Source organism: Serratia sp. PL7, from assembly GCF_945957435.1.
Map to the genome: position 1 here is coordinate 241241 of NZ_CAMFLB010000002.1, position 19039 is coordinate 260279.

Below are 19039 nucleotides of genomic sequence, written 5' to 3' on the forward strand. Positions count from 1 at the left end.
ACGTCTAGATTTTCTTTAAGCCACTGTAAGACTTTTACATTTAACGAATAGTAAACGTCGCAAAGAATGATCACTGGTGGATTAACTGCCAATGTACTTGGGCAAGCTTAACTAAACCTTAAGGGAGAAATTATTATCAGGAAACCTTCTGTAAAACTTCTTCATCAAGGAACCAATAATTAGTTGCATAATCATTGAGTTATGCAGTTATATTTTTTTACTTATTTTTTTTCAACCCGATCAGCGTAGCAGGTAATCGTGGATTTTCCATCTTATTTTGTGAGATTAACGTGAGAATTTGCGCCCTTGCAGGGTAATTATATCGAGCACGTATACTTTTCGTTTAACCTCCATTTAATCGGTTAAAATAGCAGCTAAACATCGCTAGGCCGTTTTGGTCATAATCCAGCGCTGTTCCCCTACCGCCTGCAGATGAAAATCCACGTCATAAACCTTGGATAATAACCCCGGCTCCATTACCTCGTGGGTGCCCCCCTCGGCGACCAACCGTCCGGATTGCAGCAACCAGACCCGATCGGCCTGTTGCAAGGTATGATTGAGATCGTGAGCACAGACCAGTGCGCTGCGGCCACTTTGGCAAAATTCACGCAACAGGCGATCCAGCGCCACCTTTTGCGCCACATCCAGGCTGTTGGTCGGTTCATCAAGCAGCAGTAATTGGCTTATTGGGTTAACCGTTGGCCAAACCTGTAACAACACTGCGGCCAGTCGCACCCGTTGCCATTCGCCCCCGGAGAGTTGAGTCAACATGCGGGATAATTTATCCGTCAGCTTTAGGCTACGTGCCAAATACAGGATGGTTTTTTCCAGCTCGCTTTCGTCCGCCCCGGCGGGCTGATGTAAGGCGAGATATTGAAATACCGGCATCAGCGCAACCGGAGGCTGCTGCTGGCACAGATAAGCCCGGTGCCTTGCCAGTTCATTTCCCGCATACGCTTCCAGCAAACGCCCAGACAGCCGAACTTCGCCAAGCCCTGGCAGCATACCCGCCAATCTGGCCAACAGCGTACTCTTACCCGCGCCGTTTGGGCCGATCAGGTGCACCTGCAACCCAGCGGCGATCTGCCCAGAAAACGGCACTAATCGCCCTTCTACCCCCACCTCACTCAGTTGCAGCATGGCTCTGTTCGCTCCTTTACTTGGCCAAAGCCTGTTTGATGGCCTCGGACACCTGTGGGTCTTCTGGCGTCATATCCGGTGAGAAGCGTTGGATCACCGTACCATCACGGCCAATCAAGAATTTCTCAAAGTTCCACAGGATATCGCCAGTGTGCTTCGGCGCGCGGCCTTTGCTGCTCATCCGCTCCAGGAAACCACTGCCTTCTGGTGCGACGGCCTGTGGCTGTGCGGCAATCAGTTCCCGATACAGCGGATGACGGCCCTCACCATTGACTTCAATTTTGGCAAACATCGGGAATTGGACGCCAAAGGTGCCCCGGCAAAACGCCAGGATCTCTTCATTACTGCCCGGCTCCTGACCAAGAAACTCATTGGAGGGGAAGCCCAACACCGCAAAACCCTGCCCACGCCAGGTTTCATAAAGTTTTTCCAGACCTTCGTATTGCTTGGTCAGGCCGCATTCCGACGCTACGTTGACCACCAGCAGTACTTTGCCGGCATAGGCGTTCAGTGTGGTAGATTGGTTCTCAATGGTTTGCAGGGGAATGGCATAAATGGGGTTGCTCATCAGATGTTTTCCTTTGGTTTTATTTGCAGGTGATACAGAAATAAATATCCTCCGGCATAGCCGGAGGTTTTTCATATGCGCCTATAAGGCTCTGTTGCCAGCCGCGCCCTAACAGGCGCATTGCGAGCTGACATTTGCATTTATGGATTACTTACTGCCCGTAAACGGGCTACCCGGATAGGGGATCGACAACTGCTCACCCATTTTATCCTCTTCCAGTTGGTGCTTTATGTATTCTTGTATCCTGGCTGTATTTTTACCAACCGTATCAACGTAATACCCTCGGCACCAGAACTCCCTGTTACGGTATTTGAACTTCAAATCGCCAAACTGCTCATAAAGCATCAGGCTACTCTTTCCCTTCAGGTATCCCATAAAGCCCGACACACTCATCTTGGGCGGGATTTCCAGAAGCATATGGATGTGATCCACACAACATTCCGCTTCCAGAATATTCACGTTTTTCCATTCGCACAGCTTTCTTAAGATACTGCCAATCGCTTTACGCTTTTCCCCGTAGAACACCTTTCTTCGGTACTTCGGCGCAAATACTATGTGATATTTACAGTTCCATCGCGTGTGCGCTAAGCTCTTTTCGTCCCTCATAGGGACCCCCTTTTGATTTCTTGTTGAACCTTTGCAGTTGCCAGACCGCAAACTGTTTTAACAAATCAAAAGGGGTTTTTATAACTGGCTCAAAGCTGAAAGCTTTACGGAACCTCCAGCCTAGCTGGAGGTTTTCTGTGCACAAAAAACGCCGCCGGTCATTACCGGCAGCCGGTTTACCTTACGCTTTTTGTCCGGGCCAGTAACCAGATAAAAAGAGGGGCTCCCAGCGTTGCAGTAACCACGCCGATGGGTAATTCTGCCGAAAACAGCGCAATCCGCGCCACCACGTCAGCCACTAACAGCACGCCCGCGCCCGCCAGCGCGCAGCCAGGTAACAGATAACGTTGGTTGGTCAAACCGCTGAGGCGCAAAATATGCGGGATCACCAGGCCGATAAAGCCAATCACACCCGCCAAGGCCACGCTGGTTCCCACCAGCCAGCCGATGGCCAGCACCAGCAGATTACGCCATATGTGCAGGGAAAGGCCCAACTGCCGGGCCTGCATCTCGCCAAGCGCCATCAAGTTCAGCGCCTTGCCTTGCGCGCATAGCCACAGCAGCGCCGGCAACAAGGCTAACAGTAGCCATTTCTGCCGCCAATCCACCCCGCCGAAACCGCCCATCATCCAGTACATTAGCTGCCGCAGGTCGAGGCTCGAACTGAAATACACGGCCCAAGTCATAATCGCGCTGCACACAATCCCCAGTGCGACTCCTACCAGCAGCAAACGTGCGTTGCTCAACCTACGACGGCGGGCAAAAATCAGCAACAGGGAGGTCATCACCAGGGCGCCTGCGATGGCGTTCATGCTCATCAGCGCCACCGGCAGCAGGCCGTTGCCGAACAGCACCGTCAGCACCAGCGCCACTCCGGCACCGTTGGATACGCCAAGCAGCCCAGGTTCTGCCAGCGGGTTCTCAAACAGGGCCTGCATCGCCGCCCCCGCCACCGCCAGGCTTGCCCCCACCAGCATCACCGCCAGCGCTCGTGGCAGACGCAATTGCCAGACAAACAGCTGTGCAGGTTCACTCAACCACTGCGCAGGCCAGATCCACAGATCCCCGGCGCTCAGGCTGAAGGCGAACGCTAGTACGACGCCCAGCGTCAGCCAGGTCAAATAGCGTTTATCGCGACGGTGTTGATACTGTTGTAACAAAGTGAAGGTCTGACTGCTCGGCATAACTACACAACTTCCCTACTGGCCAGGATAACGACCTGAAAATAACGTCTTGCAGCAAATAGTAGGAGGTTCGGACGTTTAGGGGAAGGACTGAGTGAACGAATGGTGGTGAAAGCAGCGGCTGGCACCGACCGCCGGTCATCGAGGTAATGGTGGTAATAGACGGGAACAGCATGCAGCGCCGACCTGTGAGGTTGGTAAACCGCCCAAAGAAAAAGGCCGCTTGCGCGGCCTTTTTGGCGTTGTATAACCTACTCTTTCGGGCTGGCGTTCTCCACCCGGCTTTTCAGTTTCTGTCCCGGACGGAAAGTGACCACGCGGCGCGCCGTAATCGGAATGTCCTCACCGGTTTTCGGGTTGCGTCCCGGACGTTGGTTCTTGTCTCGCAAATCAAAATTGCCAAAACCAGACAGCTTGACCTGTTCTCCGTTCTCCAGAGCTCGACGGACCTCTTCAAAGAACAGTTCTACCAGGTCTTTGGCATCCCGTTTGCTAAGCCCTAGCTTCTCAAACAGGTGTTCTGACATTTCAGCTTTAGTAAGCGCCATAGGTTCAATCCCTCAAGGATGCTTGGAATCGCTGTTTTAGAGCCTCTACACATTTTGCAACGGTAGCGGCAATCTCCTCTTCTTCCAGTGTACGGGCGGTATCCTGCAACACCAGACTGATAGCCAGGCTCTTATAACCCTCAGCTACGCCCTTGCCACGGTACACATCAAACAAGTTTACGCCAACTACCTGATTTGCGCCAACTTTCTTACACTCTGCCAAAATATCTTCTGCGGCGACGTTTTCAGCCACTACAACGGCGATATCGCGGCGGTTTGCAGGGAAGCGAGAAACCTCACGGGCCTGAGGCACGGCGCGGCTTGCGAGCTTGTTCCACTCCAATTCAAATACCACAGTACGGCCGTTAAGATCCAGTTTACGTTCAAGTTCTGGGTGAACCACACCGATGAAACCGACACGTTCGCCGTGTAAATAAATGGCCGCACTTTGCCCAGGATGCAGGGCGGGATTGGACTCTGCCTTGAACTGAATTTCGGATAATTTACCGGTCAGCTCCAATACCGATTCCAGATCCCCTTTCAAATCATAGAAGTCCACCGGCTTTCTTGCCAGATCCCAATGCTCATCATGGGTATGCCCAGCAATTACGCCGGCCAGCATGACATCCTGACGGATACCCAGATTTGCCGCAGTATCAGGGACAAAGCGCAGGCCGCTTTCAAACAGGCGCACCCGAGTTTGCTGGCGATTCTGGTTATAAACCACCGCCGAAAGCAGGCCTGTCCACAGTGACAGACGCATGGCAGACATCTCTACCGAGATAGGGCTTGGCAGGATCAGGGCTTCTTCACCTGGGTGCAGCAACGCTTGCACTTTCGGGTCGACAAAACTGTAAGTAATTGCTTCCTGATAGCCATGATCGACCAACATGGTCTTCACGCGCTTCAGGGTCAGATCGGATTCACGGTGTTTGGTCATCACCAGATCGGCGCGCACTGGCACATCCGGGATGTTGTTGTAGCCATAGACACGGGCCACTTCTTCCACCAAATCTTCTTCGATCTCCATATCGAAACGCCAGCTTGGCGCCACCGCCAACCAGTTGTCGCCCTGCTCGGTAACCTGGCAACCCAGGCGACGCAGAATATCGCTCACCTGCTCGCTTGGCACTACGTGGCCAATCAGACGATCCAGCTTTTCACGGCGCAACGCAATGGTGGCACGCTTAGGTAAGGTGCTTTCATCGCTAACGTCAATGATTGGGCCAGCCTGACCACCGCAGATGTCGATCAGCAGGCGTGTAGCACGCTCCATCGCTTTATGTTGCAGTGCCGGATCTACGCCACGCTCGTAACGATGTGAAGCATCGGTATGCAGACCATGACGACGAGCACGGCCAGTAATCGACAGCGGGCTGAAGAAGGCGCATTCCAGCAGCACATCCTGGGTTTCGTCATTCACGCCAGAGTGCTCACCACCAAAGATGCCGCCCATGGCCAGCGCTTTTTGCTGATCGGCAATCACCAGGGTGTCTGCCTGCAGTTTGGCTTCGTTGCCATCCAGCAGGCGCAGCGTTTCACCTTCGTGGGCCATACGCACCACAATACCGCCCTCAATACGATTGAGGTCAAAGGCGTGCATCGGTTGGCCCAGCTCCATCAGCACGTAGTTGGTGACGTCGACCACGGCATCAATCGAGCGAATACCGGCACGGCGCAGCTTCTCACGCATCCACAGTGGTGAAGGTGCCTTCACGTTGATGCCTTTCACTACGCGGCCAAGATAACGTGGGCACGCCTGAGGGGCTTCTACACGGATTGGCAGGGTGTCGGTGATGGTGGCAGCAACCGGGCTCATATCCGGCTCGGTCAGCGGCAGTTGGTTCAGCACGGCAACGTCGCGCGCGACACCAATGATACCCAGGCAATCGGCACGGTTCGGCGTAACGCTGATTTCGATCGCGCTATCGTTCAGTTGCAGATAGTCACGGATATCGGTGCCGATCGGCGCATCTGCAGGCAGCTCAATGATGCCGTCATGATCGTCTGAAATCGCCAGTTCGGAGAACGAACACAGCATGCCTTCAGAAGGCTCGCCACGCAGCTTGGCGGCTTTGATTTTAAAATCACCTGGCAGTACGGCACCGACGGTAGCAACGGCGACTTTCAGGCCAGCACGGCAATTTGGCGCACCACAAACGATGTCTAACAGACGCTCACCGCCCACATCGACTTTGGTTACGCGCAGTTTGTCGGCGTTCGGGTGTTGACCGCACTCCACCACGTGGCCCACGACCACACCGTTGAATACGCCAGCCACCGGCTCAACGCCGTCTACTTCCAGGCCAGCCATGGTGATTTGATCGGATAATGCTTCGCTGCTGATGGCCGGGTTTACCCACTCGCGCAACCAGAGTTCACTGAATTTCATGTGATATTCCCGCCTTACTTAAACTGTTTGAGGAAACGCAGATCGTTTTCGAAGAACGCACGCAGATCGGTGACGCCGTAACGCAGCATCGTCAGGCGCTCCATACCCATACCGAAGGCAAAACCGGAATAGATTTCCGGATCGATACCCACGTTGCGCAGTACGTTCGGGTGCACCATGCCGCAACCCAACACTTCCAGCCACTTACCGTTTTTGCCCATTACATCCACTTCGGCAGAAGGTTCGGTGAACGGGAAATAGGAAGGACGGAAACGAACCTGCAGGTCTTCTTCAAAGAAGTTGTTCAGGAAATCGTGCAGCGTCCCTTTCAGGTTGGTGAAGCTGATGTCCTTGTCGACGATCAGCCCTTCCATCTGGTGGAACATCGGCGTATGTGTCTGATCGTAGTCGTTACGATAGACACGGCCCGGCGCGATGATACGGATCGGTGGTTGCTGGTTCTTCATTGTGCGGATCTGCACGCCAGAAGTTTGGGTACGCAGCAGGCGCGTCGCGTCAAACCAGAAGGTATCGTGATCGGCACGGGCCGGGTGATGCCCTGGGATATTCAGCGCGTCGAAGTTATGGTAATCGTCTTCGATTTCCGGGCCGGTCTCTACCGAGAAGCCCAGTTCGCCAAAGAAGGTTTCGATACGATCGATGGTGCGAGTGACTGGGTGCAGGCCACCGTTCTCCAGGCGACGCCCCGGCAGAGAGACGTCGATGGTCTCTGCCGCCAGGCGGGCGTTCAGCACCGCAGACTCCAACGCGTTCTTACGCGCGTTTAGCGCATCCTGAACTTCCTGTTTTGCCTGGTTGATCACCGCCCCGGCTGCCGGGCGATCTTCCGCTGGCACTTCACGCAGGGACTGCATCTGTAAGGTAAAATGACCTTTCTTGCCAAAATATTCGACGCGTACCAAATCTAACGCGGCAACATCTTGGGCATCTTCTACGGCTGCCTTGGCGTTGGCAACCAGCTCTGCGAGATGTGACATTGCTTTCCTCTTCCTCTGGCCTTGTGGCCCTAAGTAATTGTTATCTATTATTCCAACACGCCTTTGGTTGATCTTCAAAGAATTTCAAGCCGTAGCCAAGCAAGTGCCGCAGGCCCAAAAGGCGCAGAAGGTGGCCAAAAACAAAAAAGCCTCCACTTGGGAGGCTTAGGCGCTACTTTCCGTTTCTTTTCTTACGCGCAAAGCCTCCTGAAGTCAGGCGCTAAAGTAAAAAAAGAAGCGGAAAATAACAGCGTGCATGTTGGTAGTACCTTGTCGATGGATTGGCAACCAGTGTGATAGCGCCAGCCGATAAAAGTCAATATCTGTATTGGGAACAAACAGTAAAAGAGGGAGCAAGCTCCCTCTTTTCAACCAGCTTACGCCAGTGCTGCTTTCGCTTTTTCAACCAGTGCGCCAAAGGCCACTTTGTCGAATACTGCGATGTCAGCCAGGATCTTACGGTCAATTTCAATAGAAGCTTTTTTCAAGCCGTTAATGAATTTGCTGTAAGACAAGCCGTTCTGACGAGCAGCTGCGTTGATACGTGCAATCCACAGCTGACGGAACTGACGCTTACGTTGACGACGGTCACGGTAAGCATACTGACCTGCTTTGATTACTGCCTGGAAGGCAACACGATAAACGCGCGAACGGGCACCGTAGTAACCTTTCGCTTGTTTCAGTATTTTCTTGTGACGTGCGCGTGCAATTACACCACGTTTTACGCGAGCCATATGCTCTCTCCTAAAGTCTTATTCTAGATTCAAAAAATGTGGCTTATGCGTACGGCAGGCACGCGATAACCAGGACCAGATCGTTTTTAGACACCATGCCTTTCGGACGCAGATGACGTTTACGCTTGGTTGCTTTTTTGGTCAGAATATGACGCAGGTTAGCATGTTTGCGCTTAAAACCACCGCTGCCGGTCTTTTTGAAGCGCTTGGCTGCACCACGTACAGTTTTAATCTTTGGCATGTTAATTAAATCCACTTCGCATTGTTAAACAACGAATCAGTGAGGCGAATAAAACCCACGCACGCTTGCACGGCGTGGGTTCGATTACTTGGAAGCCTTACTGTTTCTTCTTGGGTGCGAGCACCATAATCATCTGACGGCCTTCGATCCTTGTTGGGAAGGATTCGACCACTGCCAGATCAATATCTTCACACAGGTCTTTACGGACGCGGTTAAGCACTTCCATACCGATCTGCTGGTGCGCCATTTCACGCCCACGGAAACGCAGGGTGATCTTGGCTTTATCGCCGTCTTCCAGAAAGCGAATCAGGTTGCGTAGTTTGACCTGATAGTCGCCATCATCGGTGCCAGGACGGAATTTGATTTCCTTAACCTGGATAACTTTTTGCTTCTTCTTCTGTTCTTTGGTCGACTTGCTCTTCTCGTAGAGGAATTTGCCGTAATCCATGATCCGGCAAACTGGCGGTTCGGCATTTGGGCTGATCTCTACTAAATCAACACCCGCTTCCTCAGCTTTTTCAAGAGCTTCATTCAGACTGACAATACCAATCTGCTCGCCATCGACGCCGGTTAGGCGAACTTCTTGCGCGCGAATTTCTTTGTTAATGCGATTTGGACGCGCCGGTTGAACTCGTTTTCCGCCTTTAATACTTTATTCCTCCAGTTGATGAAGACTTCGGCTGCGTATCTCATGTAGCAGCTTGTCTACGACTTCTTGTACGTCCAGGCTCCCCAGGTCTTTGCCACGGCGGGTACGAACGGCAACTTTGCCTGATTCGACCTCTTTATCACCGCACACCAACATGTATGGAACCCGTCGTAAAGTATGTTCGCGAATTTTAAAGCCAATCTTCTCGTTTCTCAAGTCCGCTTTTGCCCGAATGCCTGCATCTTGCAGTTTTTTGGTCAATTGCTGGACGTAATCAGACTGGCTGTCGGTGATATTCATCACCACTACCTGCACTGGAGCAATCCAGGTTGGGTAGAAACCGGCATATTCTTCGGTAAGGATACCGATGAAGCGCTCCATGGAGCCAAGAATAGCACGGTGTATCATTACCGGTACCACGCGTTCGTTGTTTTCGCCAACATACGACGCGCCTAAACGGCCCGGTAAGAAGAAATCGAGTTGCACGGTACCACATTGCCATGCGCGATCCAAACAATCATGCAAGGTAAATTCAATTTTTGGTCCGTAGAAAGCGCCCTCACCCGGCTGATATTCAAACGGAATCCCGTTTTCAGTCAGCGCAGCGGCCAGATCGTTTTCGGCTCGAGTCCACATTTCGTCAGTCCCGATGCGCTTCTCTGGACGGGTGGACAGTTTCACCACAATCTTTTCGAAGCCAAAGACACCGTACATATCGTAGACCATTTTGATGCAGTCGTTCACTTCGGAACGCACCTGATCTTCGGTACAGAAGATATGGGCATCGTCCTGGGTGAAACCACGTACACGCATCAGGCCATGCAGCGAACCGGATGGCTCGTTACGGTGGCAGCTACCGAACTCGCCCATACGCAGCGGCAGGTCACGGTAAGACTTCAGGCCCTGGTTGAAGATCTGCACGTGGCCCGGGCAGTTCATCGGCTTGATGCAATATTCACGGTTCTCTGAAGACGTGGTGAACATGGCATCTTTGTAGTTTTCCCAGTGGCCGGTTTTTTCCCACAGCACACGGTCCATCATGAACGGCCCTTTCACCTCCTGATACTGGTGTTCTTTGAGCTTCATGCGCACAAAGGCTTCCAGTTCACGGAAGATGGTCCAGCCGTCGTTATGCCAGAACACCATGCCAGGGGCTTCTTCCTGCATATGATACAGGTCGAGCTGCTTGCCGATCTTGCGGTGGTCACGCTTGGCCGCCTCTTCCAGGCGCTGCAGATAGGCGTTCAACTGCTTCTTGTCTGCCCAGGCGGTACCGTAGATACGTTGCAGCATTTTGTTTTTGCTGTCGCCACGCCAGTAGGCACCGGAGGTTTTCTGCAGTTTGAAATGGTGGCAGAAACGCATATTCGGCACGTGCGGGCCACGGCACATATCCACGTATTCTTCGTGATGATACAGGCCAGGGCGATCGTCATGGCTGATATTTTCATCCAGAATCGACACCTTGTAGCTTTCGCCACGGGCTGCGAAGGTGTCGCGGGCTTCCTGCCAGCTCACTGTTTTCTTGATGACGTCATAATCTTTGTCGGCCAATTCATGCATCCGCTTCTCCAGCAGATCCAGATCTTCCTGCGTCAGGGTATGGTCGAGGTCAACATCATAGTAAAAACCGTTGTCGATCACCGGGCCAATGGCCATTTTGGTGTCAGGCCACAACTGTTTGATCGCATGACCCAGCAGGTGCGCACAGGAGTGGCGCATGATTTCCAGGCCTTCGGCATCTTTGATGGTAATGATGGCCAACTGTGCATCGGATTCGATGACATCGTTGGCATCGACCAGTTCACCGTTAACGCGGCCGGCGATACAGGCTTTGGCAAGGCCAGGGCCGATATCACGGGCAACATCCATCGGGGAAACGGCATGGTCGTATTGACGCTGACTTCCGTCAGGAAGAGTAATAACAGGCATTCATAATTCCTTATCTACAGTGGTGACCCACACGACAGATCACATATAGAAATACAATATCGTTTACTTACATGATGTTACCTACGCTATTCAGCTTCACTCTGCCAAATATGTACACTCATATGTACACGATTCCAAATGTACCCATGGTGTGACGCGATAACGGACTGACCATTCTAACATCATGGTTTACGCGACTTCTAGCTGTTACTTAATGAACAACTCACGCCACCAGATCGTCAAACTCGCTCGTGTGCATATCGTTCAGCGCATACGTGACCACGCCAAACACCTCGACCACTCGATCATCTCCAAAATCTTCATCATCGACAATCGTCACATTCCCTGACCCATCGATATACTCCAAACACCGCACTGGAACCAGGCGCAATCTGCGAATGACGTACTCGCCATCAACAGCAACGAGAATGATGCTCCTAACCGTGCAGTGTTCGTCTGCCCGGTTAAGCTGTTATTCGGGGACTCTTCAGCGGCGCCCGCGGCATTAGGAATGCTTGGCTTCGGCATGAGGAACGAGAACACTTGGCCAATCACTTTAAAAATAGAGCTCAGGATGTCGCCGATAACGCCTTTCGGCTGGTCAATAGACGACAACGTGATCCGTTTCTTTCAGTTCAAAGTTGAGTTAGTCATCGTCTTTTAGGGCAACGCCATTAACACGAATGCAGATGTCCTGGTGCAGGTTATGTTCTGATAACCAGGTATAAAAAAAAGTGCCGTTTGGCACCTCGTCTCGTTCTTTTGGCGTTCCTAGGAATCGCTGAGTCTCAATCAACGGCATATTGGAAATACTCCACTCTAGTGAAAGCCCTTTCGATAATCATCACTGTATCCATCCGTACGCCACAGCCCTCACCTCTGCTATGCAATCAGGCCAACATGGGCAGGCTGTGAGCCTTTGTAGCCAACGAATATTGGGTTATCGACCTGCCGCCAAAACACCACATCGCCATCAAAGCACGTCACAAAATCAGCCCCGGCTTCGTAGTCCGGCGTGTGGTGAACCTCGATGCCGAGCACATGCCGGTAACAAACGAGGTTCTCCCGCAAAACCGCAAGACTGGCAAGTATGAGATGGTCAACACCTCGGCACCTGTTCCTGTCTTCCGCTATCTAGTCGAATTGCGTTATCACGACAACCAGACCGGCCAGGAAGAAATCTTCAAAGGTGGATGCAACACGACGGAGTCAATCGTGAACGGAACGGCGCACAAGTTCGGGTTCATCATCCAAGAGATGATCTCCGCTCCGGTTAAAATTGCTTGGTGATAAGGCAGATAGCAAAAAGCCCACCAGTGGAGTGGGCTCTTAACTTAGTGAGACTTCTCTAACTTTTCGATGCAGAACACGCTTTAACTGCGCCTTCTGATAGTTTTGGATCGATTCCATCATTCAGAACTATCCACTCACCAACTTCTTCCTCGAACTCCAAATCTTTCAACCCACCACTCTCATATAATGCATTGAGATTATCTAAATTTTTTTTATCTCGTTCATCTGCATATTCGCTTTCGGCCCAAATGAATGATTTGGCATCTCTAATTGCTTTAGGGTATGTCACTTTGACAGTAACAATATATGAGTCACCAACTTTTTTTCAGAAACAATGCTATACTTTATTTTCCCATATAAATATTTACTGACTTGATAGTAATCGTTGGTGGTCGGTAATAAATTCCCATCAATAAAGTGAGCACTCTTTAACCACTCATCAGTACACATCGATGTCTTTGATTTCGAGAGCAACCCTGTATCTTTTGTTTCTATAAATTTCCTAACCTTATCCGATGCGGTTTCCTCACCACACCCCAAAAGCATCACCACGCTGGTCATTACGCCAATAGCCAATAGCTTCCTCATATCCCATTCTCATAGGTAAGTAATGGGTAGATGTTAGCAAAGGTGACGGCAATGGGAAGCAAAAAACCCCGGTTAACTGAGTTCAACAAGGTGCCGGTACAAAAGCAGATGATGCGGCAGATACACTAGCCAGATACCCTGCTGCATAATTGATCGCACTTGACTTACCACGATGACTCGGTCAAATTACCCGGGTAAAATAATTTAACCCGGATATAAAAATATGAAAACCCTCAATACGCCGAGCTGCACCGCTTTCTTGCAGCATCAACGAGTGGCTGCCGGGTCTTATGCCGATGTCGCTCAGGCGCTTGCTGCGATGGATCTCACTGCCGGGGGGCTGTTAGTGTTTGATGATGCCACCGGCTCCCAGGTGGATTACCCTTGGCCAGCAGGTTACGTTTGGCCCCAGCCTGATGGCGGTGTCGCTGAGCTTGATGCAGAACCGACAACTCAACCCTCGGTTGGTCGGCCCAAACTCGGCGTAGTGGCCCGCGAAGTGACCCTCCTGCCCCGTCATTGGGAATGGCTGGCACAACAGCGCGGTGGTGCTTCTGCTGCGCTACGTCGTCTGGTTGATGAAGCCAGGCGCACCACGGTCGAGCAGGATAATGAACGCCGTATCAAAGAGAACGGCTATCGCTTTATGAGCGCCATCGCCGGCTCTTTACCGGGCTATGAAGAAGCCACGCGCGCACTGTTTGGCCACGACGGCAAGCTGTTTGCCGAGCGAATTGCGCAATGGCCTGCCGATATCCAGGCGCATCTGGCCTGGATGACTCGCGATGCGTTCCCCCGCTGAACGCACTGGTTGTCAGCTACAATAACGTTATTTATGAGCACCGTTAGTGCTCGTTACAGGCCTTTAGGCGCAGGAAAAACGATTAAATGCAAACCCTTCCGCAGCACAAGCAGCCACCGCTTTGGCGCATCTATCTGATCTTTTTGGTGCCCATGGTGCTGTCCAACTTCCTGCAAGGATTTTCAGGCACGCTAAACGGCATCTATATCGGCCAGATGCTCGGCACCCATGCGCTGGCCGCCATCTCTGGTATGTTCCCGGTGGTGTTCTTCTTTATCTCACTGGTGATTGGCGTTGGTGCCGGTGCCTCGGTGCTGATTGGGCAGGCATGGGGCGCGAATGAACCGGAAAAAGTGAAAACCATTGCCGGTACGGCCTTGATGCTGGGCGTGTCGCTTGGCTTACTGGCGGCAGTATTTGGCAGTCTGTTTGCCCGCCAGGCGCTACAAGCGCTAGGCACGCCAGCGGACGTGCTGGAAGAAGCGGTCTCTTACGCCCGCATCATGATGCTGATTATGCCGTTATTGCTGGTATTTGTGTTGTTCACCCAGTTGCTGCGCGGCGTCAGTGACACGGTCTCACCACTCTTGGCCCTGCTGCTGTCTACCATCGTTGGCTTGCTGCTCACTCCTGCCCTGATCCGTGGCTGGCTGGGCTTTGCCCCAATGGGCATACAGAGCGCGGCTCTGGCGGGTATGGTCGGTAACGCACTGGCAATGTTGTATCTGACATTGCGTCTGCGCCGCAAAAAACACGTATTGGCCCCCGACCGGGCCATGCTGGCCGCGCTCAAGCTGGATACGGTGGTGCTACGCAAAGTATTACGTATTGGCCTGCCCACCGGTTTACAAATGGTGGTAATTTCTATCTCTGAGTTGATCATCCTGACGCTGGTCAATCGCCACGGTTCGGATGCCACGGCAGCCTACGGCGCAGTGACACAGATCGTAAACTATGTGCAATTCCCTGCCCTGTCGATTGCCATCACCGCCTCTATTTTAGGCGCTCAGGCCATCGGCGCTGGCAAAACCGAGCGCATTGCTCCTATCTTGCGCACCGGGCTATATATCAACCTCTGGCTGACCGGCTCGTTGATTATTCTGGTCTACCTGCTGTCACATTGGCTGCTGGGTTTGTTCCTGACCAGCCCGGTGGTATTGGCAGAAGCAGAGCATTTATTGCATATCATGCTGTGGAGCATGCTGGTATTTGGTTTCCAGGCGATTGTCGGCGGCATCATGCGCGCCAGCGGCGTGGTGTTGGTGCCGGTGACGATCTCCATTCTCTGCATCGTGGCCGTACAGTTGCCAGCGGCCTATCTGCTCAGCAATCACTTTGGATTAGAGGGGGTATGGATGGCGTTCCCTATCGCCTATTTGACAATGCTGGCATTGCAGACAACGTTTTATAGGCTGGTATGGCGACACAGAAAAATTGAGCGTCTGGTCTGACGCTGGTAGTCACAATACTTTTTGGGCGTAGTGACTGCGCCCCCATTTCATTCTCTTGCTGGGGTTTGTTTTATGTCGAGTATTCTGCAGTTGTTTCAGGCCATCGGGCTGGGGATAGCCCTACTGTTGCCACTGGCCAACCCGCTGACCACCGTGGCGCTGCTGCTTGGTCTGTCGGGAAATATGACCAACGAAGAGCGCAACCATCAGTCGCTGATGGCTTCGGTCTATGTGTTCTGCATCATGACGGTGGCGTTCTATGCCGGTCAACTTGTCATGAGCACCTTTGGGATCTCCATCCCCGGGCTGCGGATCGCCGGGGGTTTGATTGTCGCCTTTATCGGTTTTCGCATGTTGTTCCCACAGCAAAGTGCCGATGAAACACCGGAGGTAGAAACCAAAAGCAGAGAATTGCGCAAGAAAACCTCGGCCAATATCGCCTTTGTCCCACTGGCCATGCCAAGTACCGCTGGGCCGGGTACTATCGCCATGATCATCAGCACCGCATCCAGCGTCAATGAAAATACCCTGGGCTTTGCCCACTGGGTGCTGCTGGCCGCGCCGGTGGCCATTTTCCTGTCGATAGCGATCATTCTGTGGGTCTGTTTACGTAGCTCCACGGCGATCATGAAACTGGTTGGCGAAAGCGGTATTGAGGCCATTTCCCGCCTGATGGGCTTCCTGCTGGTGTGTATGGGCGTACAGTTTATTATCAACGGCGTGTTGGAGCTGATCTCTACCTATGTGCCAATGACCTAACCCAACCGGCCCCGCAGTCGCGGGGCCAATTTGATCGCTATGCCAACCCGTAAACCAAAGCGGAAAGTGCAATCAACCCCATCACAAGTACAAAGACATTACTCAAGGCACGATAACGGCGCATAGCCGGAACCGCGCGCACCGCATACATCGGCAGAATAAACAGGATCACCGCAATCAGCGGACCGCTGATGGTTTCAATGATATGCAAGGCGCTAGGATTCCAGACGGTGGCCGCCCAGGTGAGCAAGAACAGCACCACGCCGGAGATACGATGAGTCGTCCTGGCATTTAACGGCTTGCCAACGGCGCGGGTTAGCCCATCAATCAGGCTGGTTGCGCCTTCGGTTACGCCTAGAGACGTGCCAAGATAGGACTTTGCCATCGCCAACATCGCCATCACCGGCCCAAGATAGGCAATCAGCGGATTGGAAAACTTGTTGGCCAGAGTGGTCAACACCGTGATGTTCTGCGCTTTCGCCTGCTCCATCTCCTGGTGCGAAAGGCTCAGTACGCAACTGAACACGAAGAACAGCACGGTGACGCAAATCAGCAGGTAGCTGTAACGCATGATCCGCGCACAACGGCGCTCGGCCTTGTCGCCATATAAGCTGTTCTGGGTGGACGCGAACGACGAAATGATCGGCGCATGGCTAAAGGAAAATACCATCACCGGGACCGCCAACCACAGCGAATGCCACAGGTCGGGGCTGTCAAATTGCGTGTTGGCCAAACCACTGACAAAGTTCTCGGTCTGCCAGGTGGGTACCAGATACAGCGAAATCCCCATCAGAAACACCAGCAATGGGAATACCAGAACGCCCATCGCGGCCACAATAGTATCCTTTCCGCGCAACAGCACCAGATTGAGCACCACCACTACCGCCAAACTCAGCCAGATACGGGGTACCGGGTTGAAGTGAAATTGGTGAGTCAGGAAGCTGTCCAACGCGTTGGTGATGGAAATACTGTAGACCAGCACGATGGGGAAAAACGCCATCAGGTACAGCACCATAATGATCTTGCCGGCTAACACGCCGAAATGCTCGACCACCACGTCCTGAATGTTGCCATCACGGCTGGAGCCGGAAAGGACAAAGCGGGTTAGCGCCAGATGGGGTAAATAGGTCAGAGGGAAAGCGAACAGTGCCATCAATAGCAGCACCAGCGGGCCATTCAGACCGGCATTGATCGGCAGAAACAGGGTGCCGGCACCCACGGCCGTGGCGTAAAGCCCGAACATCCAGACGGTGTCGGTCTTGTTCCATTTGGCAGCTTGGGCAATGGCCACCCTGCCATGTTCTGGAGAAATCGTACTCATGAGACAGCTTACCTTAATCTACAGCGCCAACGATTGCGCCCGACGGAAACTCCCTTCTCCGTAGAATGTTTATATAAAACAGGATATTAATGGCGAGAGAAATTCACCTACCTGATAAAAGGACGGCAAAGGATAAAGAAAATCTCTGGAATGGTCTATATTTCGGCGGTTAACTGCACGCTTCGTGAGCAGCCGATGCCGCCCACGAGCCATATGGAATGGAACAATGCCTAGGCGCTGGCGGCGGCGACAAACCGGCGTATTTCACCAATATGCTGCGGGCCGTAAGCACATTGCCCTACTTCTATTTTTGGCTTGTTACGCCCGTGGAAGTCACTGCCGCAGGTAACAAACGCCGAGCGGCCCACGGTAAACTCATACAGCTGGCTAGCCAATTCGGGTGAATGATAGCTTGAGAACACCTCTACCCCCATCACACCAATCTTCAACATTTCATCGATGACTTGGGTATGGTCCTGTTTAACGTTGGCACCGATATGTGCCAGGATCGGTATTCCCCCGTTATGGCGGATCACCTCCACCATGCGGCTCATAGCGGGATAGGTGACCGGCATATAGCACACCTTTCCTGGGCCAAAAAAGTCCCAATAGAAATTGATTAGTGGCATATCGGCCCTTTCCCCCCCGGGCCGATAAGGCATCAGCAACGGATGCCCGTCATTACGCGGATCGTCGAGTATCACTTCACCCATCTGCTCTTCCTGCGGGATAGCGCCACCGCATACCTGCTCCAGACGTTGCTCATCCAGATGGAATTTCAACCCGCGCAGCTTGGCAAACTTTAGCGGCGTCAGTTCCCGTTGAATGGCACTGAAATTATTATAGATTTCCACAAAGTCATTGCTGGGGGTAAACCCGTAACCCAACAGGTGGAAGTTACGCCCAGCGAAGGTGCAGTCGATCTCGATACCGGACAGGACATTGAGGCTGGACGATGCCAGCGCCTTGGCCTCCGGCACCGAATTGGCATTATTATGGTCGGTCACCGCCAACGTACTGATGCCGTTGGCCATGCAGCGTGCAATCACCGTCTCAACCGGGAAGTCTGCATCATCGCTGTAGTTGGAATGCATATGCAGGTCGATTTTTTCCATGGCAATGTCCTTTGACGAATGCTCAATTACAAAGACCATACTAAAGCAGCCGCTGAATGGATACAGCGGATTTGACACTTTTTATAGACGGGATCACAAAAGCGTGGGTCTGCTCACGGGTAGTAGATCGAGATTCTGACGAGATCGATAACGGTGCAAACTGTTAACAGGCATTGGCGGTGTCAAATAGCTGCGGCTTCTTGGTCATCAATCTAAAATGCCCCACTTTTCCGGGGCATTTCACCTGAAGAAATCTGCTTTTTGGTCAAATAGGGTAAACCGCAACTTATCATGTTCGGAAAAGCAGCGTATCGATTAACCTTACACATTTCCTTTTGAACTTGATGCGCTTTCTGTAGGTATATTTTTTACCAAGACTAATACAGATACGCTTACGCCTATCGACCTCAAAAGCGACGGAAACGTACACTACTATCAATAAAACTATTACCATCACGCCCCTAACCTCCCTTTAATTTCAATTCTCCCTTACGATTAACATTAATAACATTAATGAAATTTTTATTCACCACCTAAAAAACCCACAACAACCTAATCAATAACAATGACATATATGAAATATGAAGTTAAACATCTCGCGAAAAGGTAAAATACTCAGATAAAATAGCTTAAAACCCTAGGAACACACCGATAAAGGTGATCAAAAATCAATCACCCTGAAATGATTAACAAATCTAATTTATTTAAGGATAATTAA

The 19039-nt window shown here is 52.1% G+C and carries 20 protein-coding genes, 1 pseudogene and 1 other annotated feature; of the genes and pseudogenes, 4 read left to right on the plus strand and 17 right to left on the minus strand.

The features are described 5' to 3' along the window. Positions 1 to 384 precede the first annotated feature (384 nt). The 13 genes and pseudogenes from btuD to N6G83_RS15625 all read right to left on the minus strand — a co-directional run bounded on the left by btuD (position 385) and on the right by N6G83_RS15625 (position 12084). Positions 385 to 1140, minus strand: a complete 756-nt coding sequence (gene btuD / locus N6G83_RS15565; RefSeq protein ID WP_211136417.1) for a vitamin B12 ABC transporter ATP-binding protein BtuD — start codon at positions 1138 to 1140, stop codon at positions 385 to 387. Between the two features lie 16 nt (positions 1141 to 1156). Further along, positions 1157 to 1708: a glutathione peroxidase gene (locus N6G83_RS15570; protein WP_211136416.1), complete on the minus strand. Its 552-nt coding sequence runs from the start codon at positions 1706 to 1708 to the stop codon at positions 1157 to 1159. A 147-nt stretch (positions 1709 to 1855) separates the two neighbouring features. After that, positions 1856 to 2314 carry an IS200/IS605-like element IS1541C family transposase gene (tnpA, locus tag N6G83_RS15575; protein ID WP_024531425.1) on the minus strand — a complete coding sequence of 153 codons (459 nt, stop codon included), beginning with the start codon at positions 2312 to 2314 and terminating at the stop codon, positions 1856 to 1858. A 176-nt stretch (positions 2315 to 2490) separates the two neighbouring features. After that, a complete protein-coding gene (gene btuC, locus N6G83_RS15580) occupies positions 2491 to 3498 on the minus strand; it encodes a vitamin B12 ABC transporter permease BtuC (RefSeq protein ID WP_199062284.1) in 1008 nt (335 codons plus the stop codon). 251 nt (positions 3499 to 3749) lie between these two features. Then, positions 3750 to 4046: an integration host factor subunit alpha gene (ihfA, locus tag N6G83_RS15585; RefSeq protein WP_004943604.1), complete on the minus strand. Its 297-nt coding sequence runs from the start codon at positions 4044 to 4046 to the stop codon at positions 3750 to 3752. Between the two features lie 4 nt (positions 4047 to 4050). Next, complete coding sequence (pheT, locus tag N6G83_RS15590; protein ID WP_211136415.1) at positions 4051 to 6438, minus strand: phenylalanine--tRNA ligase subunit beta; 2388 nt, start codon at positions 6436 to 6438, stop codon at positions 4051 to 4053. Positions 6439 to 6452: 14 nt separating this feature from the next. Beyond that, complete coding sequence (pheS, locus tag N6G83_RS15595) at positions 6453 to 7436, minus strand: phenylalanine--tRNA ligase subunit alpha (RefSeq protein ID WP_021804595.1); 984 nt, start codon at positions 7434 to 7436, stop codon at positions 6453 to 6455. A gap of 139 nt (positions 7437 to 7575) precedes the next feature. Then, positions 7576 to 7700: a sequence feature (Phe leader region), on the minus strand. Further along, positions 7650 to 7694: a pheST operon leader peptide PheM gene (pheM, locus tag N6G83_RS15600; protein ID WP_121608962.1), complete on the minus strand. Its 45-nt coding sequence runs from the start codon at positions 7692 to 7694 to the stop codon at positions 7650 to 7652. Its footprint overlaps the feature before it by 45 nt. 113 nt (positions 7701 to 7813) lie before the next feature. Continuing rightward, positions 7814 to 8170 (minus strand): 50S ribosomal protein L20, encoded by a 357-nt coding sequence (gene rplT / locus N6G83_RS15605; RefSeq protein WP_004963673.1) that lies wholly within the window; start codon positions 8168 to 8170, stop codon positions 7814 to 7816. 43 nt (positions 8171 to 8213) lie between these two features. Next, positions 8214 to 8411: a 50S ribosomal protein L35 gene (gene rpmI, locus N6G83_RS15610; protein ID WP_024485856.1), complete on the minus strand. Its 198-nt coding sequence runs from the start codon at positions 8409 to 8411 to the stop codon at positions 8214 to 8216. A 97-nt stretch (positions 8412 to 8508) separates the two neighbouring features. Continuing rightward, the gene (gene infC / locus N6G83_RS15615; protein WP_071683678.1) at positions 8509 to 9060 is read right to left on the minus strand and encodes a translation initiation factor IF-3; all 552 of its coding nucleotides are present in this window, start codon (positions 9058 to 9060) and stop codon (positions 8509 to 8511) included. A gap of 3 nt (positions 9061 to 9063) precedes the next feature. Further along, positions 9064 to 10992 carry a threonine--tRNA ligase gene (thrS, locus tag N6G83_RS15620; RefSeq protein WP_211136414.1) on the minus strand — a complete coding sequence of 643 codons (1929 nt, stop codon included), beginning with the start codon at positions 10990 to 10992 and terminating at the stop codon, positions 9064 to 9066. 788 nt (positions 10993 to 11780) lie between these two features. Then, positions 11781 to 12084, minus strand: a pseudogene (locus N6G83_RS15625) (peptidoglycan endopeptidase). On the opposite strand from N6G83_RS15625, the gene N6G83_RS15630 reads away from it, so the two are divergent. Then, positions 12013 to 12282, plus strand: a complete 270-nt coding sequence (locus tag N6G83_RS15630; RefSeq protein WP_260524019.1) for a hypothetical protein — start codon at positions 12013 to 12015, stop codon at positions 12280 to 12282. The pseudogene N6G83_RS15625 and the gene N6G83_RS15630 sit on opposite strands and share 72 nt — an antisense overlap. 58 nt (positions 12283 to 12340) lie before the next feature. Here the strand turns inward: N6G83_RS15630 and N6G83_RS15635 are convergent, their stop codons facing one another. Further along, positions 12341 to 12574, minus strand: coding sequence for a hypothetical protein (locus N6G83_RS15635; protein WP_211136823.1), 234 nt, complete (start codon positions 12572 to 12574; stop codon positions 12341 to 12343). Next, positions 12571 to 12861, minus strand: coding sequence for a hypothetical protein (locus N6G83_RS15640; RefSeq protein WP_260523988.1), 291 nt, complete (start codon positions 12859 to 12861; stop codon positions 12571 to 12573). The genes N6G83_RS15635 and N6G83_RS15640 overlap by 4 nt, the downstream gene beginning before the upstream one ends. Positions 12862 to 13096: 235 nt before the next feature. Here N6G83_RS15640 and N6G83_RS15645 point away from each other — a divergent pair, with 235 nt between their 5' ends. The 3 genes from N6G83_RS15645 (at position 13097) to N6G83_RS15655 (ending at position 15885) form a co-directional block, all read left to right on the plus strand. After that, the gene (locus N6G83_RS15645) at positions 13097 to 13675 is read left to right on the plus strand and encodes a DUF2239 family protein (RefSeq protein WP_024530020.1); all 579 of its coding nucleotides are present in this window, start codon (positions 13097 to 13099) and stop codon (positions 13673 to 13675) included. An 86-nt stretch (positions 13676 to 13761) separates the two neighbouring features. After that, entirely contained in the window at positions 13762 to 15126 is a 1365-nt protein-coding gene (locus N6G83_RS15650; protein ID WP_024530021.1) for an MATE family efflux transporter, read from the plus strand. Between the two features lie 72 nt (positions 15127 to 15198). After that, a complete protein-coding gene (locus tag N6G83_RS15655) occupies positions 15199 to 15885 on the plus strand; it encodes a MarC family NAAT transporter (RefSeq protein ID WP_024530022.1) in 687 nt (228 codons plus the stop codon). A 37-nt stretch (positions 15886 to 15922) separates the two neighbouring features. Here N6G83_RS15655 and N6G83_RS15660 read toward each other — a convergent pair whose 3' ends face one another. Together N6G83_RS15660 and N6G83_RS15665 are read right to left on the minus strand one after the other, a co-directional pair. Then, positions 15923 to 17206: an HAAAP family serine/threonine permease gene (locus N6G83_RS15660; RefSeq protein WP_211136825.1), complete on the minus strand. Its 1284-nt coding sequence runs from the start codon at positions 17204 to 17206 to the stop codon at positions 15923 to 15925. Positions 17207 to 17436: 230 nt separating this feature from the next. Next, the gene (locus N6G83_RS15665) at positions 17437 to 18321 is read right to left on the minus strand and encodes a PHP domain-containing protein (protein ID WP_024530024.1); all 885 of its coding nucleotides are present in this window, start codon (positions 18319 to 18321) and stop codon (positions 17437 to 17439) included. Positions 18322 to 19039 lie beyond the last annotated feature (718 nt).

What these genes read in the sequence shown, in the direction of transcription:
- btuD (WP_211136417.1), bottom strand. Translation starts at nt 1,140, where the DNA reads ATGCTGCAACTGAGTGAGGTGGGGGTAGAAGGGCGATTAGTGCCGTTT.
- N6G83_RS15570 (WP_211136416.1), bottom strand. Translation starts at nt 1,708, where the DNA reads ATGAGCAACCCCATTTATGCCATTCCCCTGCAAACCATTGAGAACCAA.
- tnpA (WP_024531425.1), bottom strand. Translation starts at nt 2,314, where the DNA reads ATGAGGGACGAAAAGAGCTTAGCGCACACGCGATGGAACTGTAAATAT.
- btuC (WP_199062284.1), bottom strand. Translation starts at nt 3,498, where the DNA reads ATGCCGAGCAGTCAGACCTTCACTTTGTTACAACAGTATCAACACCGT.
- ihfA (WP_004943604.1), bottom strand. Translation starts at nt 4,046, where the DNA reads ATGGCGCTTACTAAAGCTGAAATGTCAGAACACCTGTTTGAGAAGCTA.
- pheT (WP_211136415.1), bottom strand. Translation starts at nt 6,438, where the DNA reads ATGAAATTCAGTGAACTCTGGTTGCGCGAGTGGGTAAACCCGGCCATC.
- pheS (WP_021804595.1), bottom strand. Translation starts at nt 7,436, where the DNA reads ATGTCACATCTCGCAGAGCTGGTTGCCAACGCCAAGGCAGCCGTAGAA.
- rplT (WP_004963673.1), bottom strand. Translation starts at nt 8,170, where the DNA reads ATGGCTCGCGTAAAACGTGGTGTAATTGCACGCGCACGTCACAAGAAA.
- rpmI (WP_024485856.1), bottom strand. Translation starts at nt 8,411, where the DNA reads ATGCCAAAGATTAAAACTGTACGTGGTGCAGCCAAGCGCTTCAAAAAG.
- thrS (WP_211136414.1), bottom strand. Translation starts at nt 10,992, where the DNA reads ATGCCTGTTATTACTCTTCCTGACGGAAGTCAGCGTCAATACGACCAT.
- N6G83_RS15645 (WP_024530020.1), top strand. Translation starts at nt 13,097, where the DNA reads ATGAAAACCCTCAATACGCCGAGCTGCACCGCTTTCTTGCAGCATCAA.
- N6G83_RS15650 (WP_024530021.1), top strand. Translation starts at nt 13,762, where the DNA reads ATGCAAACCCTTCCGCAGCACAAGCAGCCACCGCTTTGGCGCATCTAT.
- N6G83_RS15655 (WP_024530022.1), top strand. Translation starts at nt 15,199, where the DNA reads ATGTCGAGTATTCTGCAGTTGTTTCAGGCCATCGGGCTGGGGATAGCC.
- N6G83_RS15660 (WP_211136825.1), bottom strand. Translation starts at nt 17,206, where the DNA reads ATGAGTACGATTTCTCCAGAACATGGCAGGGTGGCCATTGCCCAAGCT.
- N6G83_RS15665 (WP_024530024.1), bottom strand. Translation starts at nt 18,321, where the DNA reads ATGGAAAAAATCGACCTGCATATGCATTCCAACTACAGCGATGATGCA.